This is a genomic window from Brachybacterium sp. AOP43-C2-M15 (genome assembly GCF_052446295.1).
GTDB lineage: Bacteria > Actinomycetota > Actinomycetes > Actinomycetales > Dermabacteraceae > Brachybacterium.
Map to the genome: position 1 here is coordinate 429,712 of NZ_JBQSWB010000001.1, position 10,374 is coordinate 440,085.

General features: G+C 72.1%; 9 protein-coding genes. 5 read left to right on the plus strand and 4 right to left on the minus strand.

Annotated features, from left to right (window positions below; genetic code table 11):
- Positions 1 to 5 precede the first annotated feature (5 nt).
- Positions 6 to 1,472, minus strand: a complete 1,467-nt coding sequence (locus ACT3SP_RS01960) for a helix-turn-helix domain-containing protein (protein ID WP_444585547.1) — start codon at positions 1,470 to 1,472, stop codon at positions 6 to 8.
- 169 nt (positions 1,473 to 1,641) lie between these two features.
- Here ACT3SP_RS01960 and aceA point away from each other — a divergent pair, with 169 nt between their 5' ends.
- Both aceA and aceB read left to right on the plus strand, forming a co-directional pair.
- A complete protein-coding gene (aceA, locus tag ACT3SP_RS01965) occupies positions 1,642 to 2,970 on the plus strand; it encodes an isocitrate lyase (RefSeq protein WP_444585548.1) in 1,329 nt (442 codons plus the stop codon).
- 219 nt (positions 2,971 to 3,189) lie between these two features.
- Positions 3,190 to 4,755, plus strand: a complete 1,566-nt coding sequence (gene aceB / locus ACT3SP_RS01970; protein ID WP_444585561.1) for a malate synthase A — start codon at positions 3,190 to 3,192, stop codon at positions 4,753 to 4,755.
- 298 nt (positions 4,756 to 5,053) lie between these two features.
- Here aceB and ACT3SP_RS01975 read toward each other — a convergent pair whose 3' ends face one another.
- Positions 5,054 to 5,440 carry a MerR family transcriptional regulator gene (locus ACT3SP_RS01975; RefSeq protein WP_444585549.1) on the minus strand — a complete coding sequence of 129 codons (387 nt, stop codon included), beginning with the start codon at positions 5,438 to 5,440 and terminating at the stop codon, positions 5,054 to 5,056.
- A gap of 40 nt (positions 5,441 to 5,480) precedes the next feature.
- Positions 5,481 to 7,751 (minus strand): ATP-binding cassette domain-containing protein, encoded by a 2,271-nt coding sequence (locus ACT3SP_RS01980; RefSeq protein WP_444585550.1) that lies wholly within the window; start codon positions 7,749 to 7,751, stop codon positions 5,481 to 5,483.
- Between the two features lie 62 nt (positions 7,752 to 7,813).
- Here ACT3SP_RS01980 and ACT3SP_RS01985 point away from each other — a divergent pair, with 62 nt between their 5' ends.
- Positions 7,814 to 8,896: a helix-turn-helix transcriptional regulator gene (locus ACT3SP_RS01985; RefSeq protein ID WP_444585551.1), complete on the plus strand. Its 1,083-nt coding sequence runs from the start codon at positions 7,814 to 7,816 to the stop codon at positions 8,894 to 8,896.
- Between the two features lie 167 nt (positions 8,897 to 9,063).
- Positions 9,064 to 9,231 (plus strand): hypothetical protein, encoded by a 168-nt coding sequence (locus ACT3SP_RS01990; RefSeq protein WP_444585552.1) that lies wholly within the window; start codon positions 9,064 to 9,066, stop codon positions 9,229 to 9,231.
- A gap of 37 nt (positions 9,232 to 9,268) precedes the next feature.
- On the opposite strand, the gene fdxA is transcribed toward ACT3SP_RS01990, so the two are convergent.
- Positions 9,269 to 9,598 carry a ferredoxin gene (gene fdxA / locus ACT3SP_RS01995; RefSeq protein ID WP_444585553.1) on the minus strand — a complete coding sequence of 110 codons (330 nt, stop codon included), beginning with the start codon at positions 9,596 to 9,598 and terminating at the stop codon, positions 9,269 to 9,271.
- Positions 9,599 to 9,726: 128 nt separating this feature from the next.
- On the opposite strand from fdxA, the gene soxR reads away from it, so the two are divergent.
- The gene (soxR, locus tag ACT3SP_RS02000; RefSeq protein ID WP_444585562.1) at positions 9,727 to 10,170 is read left to right on the plus strand and encodes a redox-sensitive transcriptional activator SoxR; all 444 of its coding nucleotides are present in this window, start codon (positions 9,727 to 9,729) and stop codon (positions 10,168 to 10,170) included.
- Positions 10,171 to 10,374: the final 204 nt, after the last annotated feature.

Genomic DNA, 10,374 nt, shown 5'->3' on the forward strand with positions numbered 1-10,374 from the left:
GCTGATCACCCGTCGGCCTCCGGTGCGTGCCGCTCGAGGAACTCGAGCATCGCCACCCGGTCCACCCCGGTGAAGGTGCCCGTCGGCATCGCCGCCAGCAGCGAGGCGTGCAGCCGGGCGACCGGCCAGACCGAGCCCTCCCAGCGGTCCACGAGCTCCGGCGCGGGCTCTCGGCAGCAGGCGGGATCCGGGCAGGTGGAGGTGTGTCGCACGGTCGTCTCCCGGCCGCGGAACCACTTCGTGTGCTGGTAGGCCGTGCCCACCGAGATCGAGAACTCCCCGCCCGGCCCCGATTCGATGTGCGAGGTGCACCAGTAGGTGCCGCCCGGCTTGTCCGTGTACTGGCAGTACTGGCCCATCCGATCCTCGCTGCGGAACACCCGCCGCGCGCTCCACCACCGGCACACCCGCTGCCCCTCCACGGCGCCGAGCGCATCGGTGGGGAAGCGCACCGCATCGTTCTGGTACGCCTTGAGGATCGTGCCCGAGGAGTGCACCTTGAGGAAGTGCACCGGGATCCCCAGGTGGTGGGTGGCGAGGTTCGTGAAGCGGTGCGCGGCCGTCTCGTAGCTCACCGCGAACTCGTCCCGCAGGTCCTCGACCGAGAGCTCCCGTCGCGCCTTCGCCCCCTGCAGCAGGTCCAGCGCCCCACGCTCGGGCAGCAGCAGCGCGCAGGCCAGGTAGTTCGTCTCCACCCGCTGGCGCAACAGGTCACCGTAGTCCGTGGGCTCCTCCTTGCCCAGCACGTGCGCCGCGATCGCCTGCAGCACCGTGGAGCGGGGGTCGGAGGTGGCGCGGCCCAGCGGAAGGTAGATCCGTCGATGCTCGGAGTCCGTGATCGACCGGGTGGAGTGCGGCAGGTCCGGCACCGAGTGCAGCGAGAACCCCAGCTCCGCGGCGAGCCGCGACACCTTGGAGTGGGACAGCGGCCCGCCCCGGTGGCCGATCCGCTCGAGCAGCTCGCGCGCCCTCTCCTCGAGCTCGGGATAGTAGTTCCCGCCCTGCGACTGCTCCTCGCGCAGCTGCCCGTTCACCCGCCGGGCCTCCTCCGGGGTCGCGGCCCGCTCCTCGTGCAGACGGCGCAGCTCCTCGTGCAGTGCCAGGATCGTCTCGATCGCGGCGTCGGAGAGCGACTTGCGCACCGGGAGGTCCGGGAGGTCGAGGCTCCGGTAGAGGCTCCCGGACTGCGCCCTCTCGAGCGCGATCTCGAGGCCCGCCCGACGGGAGGGCGCCTCGGGGGCGAGCAGGTCGTCGACGCTCACCTCGAGGGCGCGTGCGATCCGGGACAGCTCGCCCAGGCGCAGCTCGCGCTTGCCGTTCTCGATCACCGAGAGCTGCGAGGGCGCCCGACCCACCTCGGCCGCGAGCGCGGCCAGGGACAGTCCCCTCTGCTGCCGGCGCGCACGGATGCGCTGCCCGATGAGCAGCGGGTCGTAGGAGTCGTCGGCGGGAACCGCATCGTTCTGTGCCATGGGGCCACCTTGACACAGGAAAGTTCCGATCGGCAGAAATAGTGCAGAAGTTCTTCGATTCGAGGGGTTCTGCGGGGTGTCGCGGCGACCCAGAGTTTGACTACTCGATGAAGTTCATCGAGATCGGCACAAGGAGCCGACGCAGCACCGACACCCCGAGGAGCCGACGATGACCACCTCCTTCCCTCCCACCACCCCCCGCCCCGGAGACCAGAGCATGACCGCCGAGGAGCTCGCTCGCGACTGGGAGATCGATCCCCGCTGGCGGAACGTGCGGCGCGACCACACCGCGGAGGACGTCCTCGCCCTGACCGGCCCGGTCCGCGAGGAACGGACCCTCGCCCGCCGCGGCGCCGAGACGCTGTGGGACCTGATCCAGGAGAACACCGCGGATCCGGACTCCTGGGTCCGCGCCCTCGGGGCGCTGACCGGCAACCAGGCCGTCCAGCAGGTCCGCGCCGGGCTGAAGGCCATCTACCTCTCCGGCTGGCAGGTCGCGGCCGACGCGAACCTCTCCGGCAAGACCTACCCGGACCAGTCGCTCTACCCGGTCAACTCCGTCCCCGCCGTCGTGCGCCGCATCAACAACGCCCTGCAGCGCTCCGCGCAGATCGAGTTCGCCGAGACCGGCACCACCAGCCGCGAGTGGATGGCCCCTATCGTCGCCGACGCGGAGGCCGGCTTCGGCGGGCCGCTGAACGCCTACGAGCTGATGCTCTCCATGATCGAGGCCGGTGCGGCGGGCGTGCACTGGGAGGACCAGCTGGCCAGCGAGAAGAAGTGCGGTCACATGGGCGGCAAGGTCCTGGTCCCCACCTCCCAGCACGTGCGCACCCTGAACGCCGCCCGGCTCGCCGCGGACGTCGCGGGCGCCCCGACCGTCATCATCGCCCGCACCGACGCGCTCGCCGCGACCCTGCTGACCAGCGATCATGACGAGCGGGACGGGCCCTTCCTCACCGGGGAGCGCACCGCCGAGGGGTTCTACGAGGTCACCCCCGGGATCGAGCCGGTGATCGCGCGGGGCCTGGCCTACGCGGAGTACGCGGATCTGCTGTGGGTCGAGTCCGCCGAGCCGGACCTCGAGCTCGCCCGCACCTTCGCCGAGCGGATCCACCGCGAGTTCCCCGAGCAAAAGCTCGCCTACAACTGCTCGCCGAGCTTCAACTGGAAGCGCCACCTGGACGACGAGCAGATCGCGTCCTTCCAGCGGGAGCTGGCCGCGATGGGCTACGCCTTCCAGTTCATCACCCTGGCCGGCTTCCACTCGCTCAACCACGGGATGTTCGAGCTCGCCTCCGGCTACCAGGAGCGGCAGATGAGCGCCTACGTGGAGCTGCAGGAGGCGGAGTTCGCCGCCGCCGAGCACGGCTTCACCGCCCATCGCCACCAGGCCGAGGTGGGCACAGGGTACTTCGACCGGGTCGCGACCGCCCTGAACCCGACCTCGAGCACCCTCGCCCTCGTCGGCTCCACCGAGACGGCGCAGTTCCACTGAGCAGCGCCGGCGTCGACGACGACCTCCCCACCCACGGACCGACGGCCCGCGCCCCTCCGCGACGGGCCCATCCACCCCCGCACACCAAGGAGCAGGACCATGACCCTCATCGACCATCGACGCCCGATCTCCGAGCAGGGCGGCCCCGGCCGTTCCGGCTCGACCCCCGCCCCCGGCCCGACCTCCGCCCAACGCTCCTGGATCGAGGTGACCGGACCGATGGAGCCGCGCTTCGAGGAGATCCTCACCCCCGAGGCCCTCTCCTTCCTCACGGAGCTGCATGATCGCTTCGCGATGCGACGCTCCCAGCTGCTGACCGCGCGCTCCGTGCGCCGCGAGGCGATCTCCGGCGGTGCGATGTTCGGCTTCGACCCCACCACCGCCGCGATCCGGGAGAATCCCAGCTGGCAGGTCGCCGGCGCCGGCCCGGGCCTCGAGGACCGTCGGGTCGAGATCACCGGACCCACCGATCCGAAGATGGCGATCAACGCGCTGAACTCCGGCGCGACGGTGTGGCTGGCCGACCACGAGGACGCGCTGAGCCCCACCTGGTCCAACGTGATCGGCGGACAGCTCACCCTGCACGACGCGATCCGTCGGCAGATCGACTTCGTCTCCCCGCAGGGCAAGGAGTACCGCCTCGCCGAGGAGACGGCGACCATCGTGTTCCGGCCCCGCGGCTGGCACCTGCCGGAGCAGCATCTGCGCTACACCCGAGAGGACGGCCGCTCCTGCCGGGCCTCGGCCTCGCTGGTGGACGCCGGCCTGTACCTCTTCCACAACGCCCAGGAGCTGATCGAGCGCGGCAGCGGCCCCTACCTGTACCTGCCCAAGCTCGAGTCCCATCTGGAGGCGAGGCTGTGGGACGAGGTGTTCACCCTGGTCGAGCAGCGTCTCGGCATCGAGCACGGCACCATCCGGGCCACCGTGCTGATCGAGACCCTGCCCGCCGCGTTCGAGATGGAGGAGATCCTCTACGAGCTGCGCGACCACTGCGCGGGGCTCAACGCCGGTCGCTGGGACTACCTGTTCTCGATCATCAAGATGTTCCGCGACCGCGGCCGGCGCCGGGTGCTGCCCGACCGCTCCCAGCTCACCATGACGGTGCCGTTCATGCGGGCCTACACCGAGCTGCTGGTCTCGACCTGCCACCGTCGCGGCGCCCACGCGATCGGCGGGATGAGCGCCTTCATCCCCGACCGGCACGACCCCGACGTGACCCGTCAGGCGCTGGTGCTGGTCGGCGAGGACAAGCGCCGCGAGGCGGACGACGGCTTCGACGGCACCTGGGTGGCGCACCCTGATCTGGTGCCCGCGGCCCGCGCCGAGTTCGACGCGGTCATGGGGGAGCGGCCGAACCAGCTCGACCGGCTGCGGGAGGACGTCTCGGTGAGCGCCGAGGACCTGCTCGATCTGCGGGTCGAAGGAGGGGCCATCACCGCGGGCGGGATCCGCCAGAACATCCGGGTGTCCCTGCGCTACCTCGATGCCTGGCTGCGCGGTTCGGGAGCGGTCGCGATCGATCACCTGATGGAGGACGCGGCGACCGCCGAGATCTCCCGCTCGCAGCTGTGGCAGTGGATCACCCAGGGCATGCTCACCGCCGAGGGCATGCCGGTGACCCGGGAGCGCGTCGAGTACTTCATCGACCGCACGGTCGCCGAGCTCGGCGCCGAGGAGGGGAGCAGGATCCCCGAGGCGGCGGAGCTGCTGAAGGAGGCGGTGCTCGGGGAGGACTTCCCGGCCTTCCTCACCACCCCGGCCTACGAGCGCCACATGCGCTGAGCGCTGCACGGTCGGAGCGCTGCACTGTCGGAGTGCCCCACGGTCGTCACTCACCACTTTGGTGCGCCCCTGTTCCCTCCCTGGAACAGGGGCGCACCAGACCGCGCGGTCACCCTCGGGGGTCGGCACGGGCGGGCCGAGGGGGCAGTGCGTGCGGTGACGGCAGTGCGTGCGGTGACGGCAGTGCGTGTGGGGGCGGCAGTGCGTGCGGTGACGGCAGTGCGTGTGGGGGCGGCAGAGCGTGCGGGGACGTCGCGCGGTGGTCCCGACTTCGCTGCTGCGACTCCGCTGCTCCGACTCAGCGCCCCCGACGCTCCTCGAGCACCTCGTCGAGGATCTCCGCGGTGTCGCGCATGCGGGCGATCTCCTGCTCGAGTCGGGCACGGTGCGCATGCAGGGCCTCGAGGCCCTGTTCCCCGCTGTCGCGACCCAGCAGGCAGGGCAGCACCGGGGCGATCTCGCGACTGCTGAGCCCGGCGGCGAACAGCCTCTGGACCAGCAGCACCCGGTCCACGGCCTCGGCATCGAAGCGCCGGTGCCCGGCGGCGGTGCGGAGCGGGCGCAGCAGTTCCTGCTCCTCGTAGTAGCGCAGGGAGCGGACGCTCACGCCGGTGCGGGCGGAGAGCTCGCCGATGCTCAGCGAGACCGACGCAGCGGGGCTCACACGGGTGTCAAGGGCGGTCATGGCACCACGGTATGCTCCACGGCCCGAGGGATGCTGCAGGTCAGCGGCGTGTCGCCCGAGGTGACACAGATGTGAGGGTTCGCGATCCAGAGAGCGCCTCCGCGGTCGCTGTCCCCGTGATCCCCGCGACCGGCCCCTCGTACAGCACCCGCCCGCCGTGGCGCCCGGGGCCGGGCCCCAGGTCGACGAGGTGGTCGGCCCGGCGGATCACCTCGAGGGCGTGCTCGATCACCACCACGGTGTGCCCGGCCTCGAGCAGCTGGTCGAGCACGCCCATGAGGGTGTCCACGTCCTCGAGGTGCAGCCCGGTCGTCGGCTCGTCGAGCACGTAGAGGCTGCCCGGCGCCGCGGAGCGCAGCTCGCGAGCGATCTTCACCCGCTGGCTCTCGCCGCCCGAGAGCGTCGACAGTGCCTGGCCGAGCCGCAGGTACCCGAGCCCCACCGCCTCCAGACCCGCCAGGCCCCTGCGGACCGCGGCCGACGGCAGTCTCTCGACGGCCTCGCCGATGGTCAGCGCCTCGACGTCGGCGATGCTCAGCCCCTCCAGCCGCATCTCGAGCACCTCGGGTGCGTAGCCCGTGCCCCCGCAGCCCTCGCACTCCGTCTCCTGGCCGTCCATGAACGCGAGGTCCGTGCGGAGCACTCCGAGCCCCTCGCAGACCAGGCATCCGCCACGCGAGTTCGCGCTGAACATCCCCGTCGCCACGCCGTGCCGGGACGCGAACAGCGTGCGGATCGACGCGGCGATGCCGGTGTAGGTGATCGGGGTGGAGCGCCTGTTCCCGGCGACGGGCCGCTGGTCGACCACCACCGCTTCGTGCTGCGCGACCAGCTCGGCGGCGAGGCTCGACTTGCCCGAGCCCGCCACCCCGGTGAGCGCGGTGAGCACGCCGAGGGGAATGTCGACGTCCAGGTCCTGCAGGGTGTTCCGACGCGCCCCGCGCACCGGCAGACTGCCACGCGGGGTGCGGGGCGTGCGGGCGGGGCGCACGGGTCGTCGCAGCGCACGCGCGGTCGCGGTGTCGGCGTCGGCCAGGTCGTCGGGCGTGCCCTGGAAGACCAGGCGCCCGCCCTCGGCGCCTGCGCCGGGACCGATCTCGAGAACGTGGTCGGCCGCGGCGATCACGGCGGGGTCGTGCTCGACCACGAGCACCGAGTTGCCCTTGTCGCGCAGCTCCTCGAGCAGGCGCAGCATCGCGCTGACGTCCTGCGGGTGCAGCCCGATCGTCGGCTCGTCGATCACGTACAGCATCTGCACGAGGCTCGAGCCGAGATGCTTCACGGTCTTCAGTCGCTGGGACTCCCCGCCCGAGAGCGTCGTCGTCGTGCGCGCCAGCTGCAGGTATCCGAGCCCGATGTCGCACATCGCCCGCAGACGGCGCACCAGGGCGTCGCGCACGGGCGCCACGGCCGGTTCGTCGATCCCGGCGATGACCTCGACCAGCTCCGCGATCTCCAGGCGCGCCATCTCGCCGATCGTGCGGCCCGCCAGGCGGGCGGTGCGGGCGGGGGCGGCCAGGCGGTCGCCCTCGCACTCCGGGCACGGCGCGGAACGGGTGAAGTCGCGGATCGTGGCGGCCTTGCGCTCGGAGAGCTCGTCCGAGGTGTGCAGGTATATCCGCTCGAAGCGGTCGACGACCCCCTCGTAGTCCGCGGGAGGTCGGGTGCCCAGGCTCGCCGCGGCCTCCCGGCCGTGCAGCAGCGCCTGCCGCTCGTCCTCGGTCCACTCGCGCAGCGGGGTGCCGGGGTCGAAGCTGCCGATGTCGGCGTACTGGCGGTACCAGTAGCCCCCGTTGCCGAAGCCGGGCAGGCGGATCGCCCCGTCCGCGAGCGAGCGGTCGAGGTCCAGGAAGCGGTCGACTGCGCTGGTGACCACCTCGCCGAGGCCCGAGCAGGTGGGGCACATGCCGCCGGGAAGGTTGAAGGAGAAGCGTCCGGAATCGCCGACGTGCGGGGTCGACAGACGGGAGAACAGCAGCCTCAGGGCGTTCCACGCCTCGCTCGCCGTGCCCACGGTGGAGCGGGCCGAGCCGCCCAGGCGCCTCTGGTCGATGACGATGACGGGGGAGATGCCGTGGATCTCGTCGACCTCGGGCCGGGACCAGCGCGGCAGACGGTTCCGCGTGAACGGCGGATAGGTCTCGTTCAGCTGGAAGCCGGCCTCCGCGGCGATCGTGTCGAACACCAGCGAGGACTTCCCCGAGCCGGACAGCCCGGTCACGACCACCAGGCGGCCGCGGGGGATGTCGACGTCGAGAGCGCGGAGATTGTGCGTGCGGGCGCCGCGGAGGTGGATCGTCGGGGTGCTCATGGCGAGGACGGTAGCGAGGGATCCGGTCAGATATCGTCCGGAATCCTGGTTACGCTCTCGCCATGACGGAGACGACCGAGCGTGCGCTGGAGCTGCTCGCCGTGCTGCAGACGGGACGGGAGCTGACGGGGCCGGAGCTCGCCGCCCGGCTCGGGGTGAGCGAGCGGACCCTGCGCCGGGACGGGGAACGCCTGCGCAGGCTCGGCTACGGGATCGAATCGCGGCGCGGCCCCGGCGGCGGATACCGGCTCGCCGCCGGCACCAGGATGCCGCCGCTGCTGCTCGACGACGACGAGGCGGTCGCGATGCAGGTGGGACTCGCGATGGTGGCGGCGGGCTCGCGCCGCGCCGTTGGATCGGACGACGGATCAGCCGGCGGGGCCGCGGACGGGCCCGACAGCATCGCCGAGGCTGCGGAGCAGGCCCGCGCGAAGCTCGTCCAGCTCCTCCCGCCCCGGCTCCGCCCCCGGGCCGTTGCCCTCCACGATGCGCTCGAGGTCGGTGTCCCGTCGGCCCCCGACGTCGGGGCCGACGACCTCTCCGTGCTCGCCCAGGCGATCCACGACCACCGCGCGGTGCGCATCGAGCATGCGCGCGAGGGGGAGGAGCGCACCCGGCGGGAGGTCGAGCCGCACCGGCTCGTCCACCGCTACGCCCGCTGGTACCTGCTGGCCTGGGACCGCACGCGGGACGACTGGCGGACCTTCCGGGTGGACGGCCTGCGGGCGATCGCTCCGACCGGAGCGTGCTTCGCCCCGCGGTCGGTGCCGGACGGGGCGGGCGGCGAGCACCTGCGCGAGGGCGTGCGCCGGCGGCGGCAGCGGGTGGAGCTCGAGGTGTCGGCCACGGCCGCAGAGGTCGCTGATGCGCTGCCCTATGAGGAGCTCGAGCTCTCGCCCGGGAAGGGAGGGGCCACGCGGGTGATCGCCCACGTGCGCGACGTGGCGTGGGTCCCGCACCTGCTCGCGGTGCTGCCGGGCACCGCGCAGGTGCTCGGACCCACGGAGGTGCGGGAGGCGGTGCTCGCGCAGGCGCGCGCGGTGCTCGCGGCGCACGGGGAGGAAAGTGCGCTCCGCGGTGAGGGGCAGGAACGCTGCGCCGCACCGAGCTCGAGCCGATTCGACGACGACCAGGAGCCGGGATGAACGTGCCAGGACGGGCCGGACGGGAGATGCCGCGCCGCCTCCGTTTCCTGTGGGACTACCTGGTGCTGCTGGACTGGTAGTCCGACACGGAGGGCGATGACCTGCCGGAGGTCGAGGAGCTGCTGCCCGCAGATCTGACGGCGCGGATCGCGTCGTGGGGCGAGGAGATGGAGGGGACGTACGGCGAGTACCACCTCGAGGATCCTCCGCCCGTCGCACCGGAGCTCGCGGAGCGGCTGGAGGCCGAGTGCCGCGGGTTCCGCCAGGAGATCCGCGGGCCGGGGTTCGAGCTCGTCCCCGAGGGCGCCCCGTGGCCGTTCGGCGTGAGGGACTGACCCGCGTCCGCAGCCTCCGGTCGGGCATCCTGCGAGCTCACTCCAGCGGGTTCTCCTGCGGGGGCAGGGCCTCGATGAGCGGGTGGTCCTTCGGGATCACGCCGGTCTTCGCCGCGCCGCCCGGGGCGCCGATCTCGTCGAAGAACTCGACGTTGGCGTTGTAGTAGTCCGCCCACTCGTCGGGGGTGTCGTCCTCGTAGAAGATCGCCTCGACGGGGCAGACGGGCTCGCAGGCGCCGCAGTCGACGCACTCGTCGGGCTGGATGTAGAGCATCCGCTCGCCCTCGTAGATGCAGTCCACGGGGCACTCGTCCACACAGGCGCGGTCCTTGACGTCCACGCACGGCAGGGCGATCACATAGGTCACGAAAGAGGTCCTTCCCGAAGCTGGCTCCTTGGAGCGTAGGATCTCAAGTGCCCTTGAGGTCAAGGTCGAGCTGAGGAGGAGTCGTGAACGTCGCGCACGAGCCCGGGGAGCTGCTCACGATCGGCGAGATGAGCCGGCGCACGGGCGTCGCGGCCTCCGCCCTGCGCTACTACGAGGAGCTCGGTCTGGTGGGCTCGGTGCGCACGACGGGCAACCAGCGACGGTACCCCCGCCACATGCTGCGCCGGGTCTCGCTCATCTCCGTCGCCAAGCGCCTGGGCATGCCGCTGTCCGACGTCAAGGAGGCCTTCGGCGAGGTCCCCATGGAGAGCACGCCGTCCCACACGGACTGGCAGCGAGCCTCTCGCCGGTGGAAGAAGCGGCTCGAGGAGCGGCGCCGCGCGATCGAACGGCTCGAGCACGAGCTCACCGGCTGCATCGGCTGCGGCTGCCTGTCCCTCAAGGCCTGTGCGCTGCTGAACCCGGACGACGCCCTGGCCGAGGGCGGCCCCGGGCCGCGCCGTCTCGAGATCGTCCCCGAGGATCTCGCCGAGGAGGACGACGGCGCGTGACGCGCCGGGACGGGGCGGGGAGCGTCCGGCGTCGGCCGGGCCCCCGTTCCGGTCGGGAGGTCCCGGCGTCCGCGCCGCGACTGCCGTCCGCTCGTGGCGGCGTGTGACCGATCGGTTTGCCCTCAAGCCCGCTCGAGGTTCTAGGGTCGAGACATTGCTCGCCGGGGATGCCGACGGGCGTCGACGAAAGGATTGATGATGGCC

Excerpts from the sequence above, each read along its gene's own strand:
- aceB (WP_444585561.1), top strand. The coding sequence starts at position 3,190 with ATGGAGCCGCGCTTCGAGGAGATCCTCACCCCCGAGGCCCTCTCCTTC.
- aceA (WP_444585548.1), top strand. The coding sequence starts at position 1,642 with ATGACCACCTCCTTCCCTCCCACCACCCCCCGCCCCGGAGACCAGAGC.
- ACT3SP_RS01985 (WP_444585551.1), top strand. The coding sequence starts at position 7,814 with ATGACGGAGACGACCGAGCGTGCGCTGGAGCTGCTCGCCGTGCTGCAG.
- ACT3SP_RS01960 (WP_444585547.1), bottom strand. The coding sequence starts at position 1,472 with ATGGCACAGAACGATGCGGTTCCCGCCGACGACTCCTACGACCCGCTG.
- ACT3SP_RS01990 (WP_444585552.1), top strand. The coding sequence starts at position 9,064 with ATGGAGGGGACGTACGGCGAGTACCACCTCGAGGATCCTCCGCCCGTC.
- ACT3SP_RS01975 (WP_444585549.1), bottom strand. The coding sequence starts at position 5,440 with ATGACCGCCCTTGACACCCGTGTGAGCCCCGCTGCGTCGGTCTCGCTG.
- soxR (WP_444585562.1), top strand. The coding sequence starts at position 9,727 with ATGAGCCGGCGCACGGGCGTCGCGGCCTCCGCCCTGCGCTACTACGAG.
- ACT3SP_RS01980 (WP_444585550.1), bottom strand. The coding sequence starts at position 7,751 with ATGAGCACCCCGACGATCCACCTCCGCGGCGCCCGCACGCACAATCTC.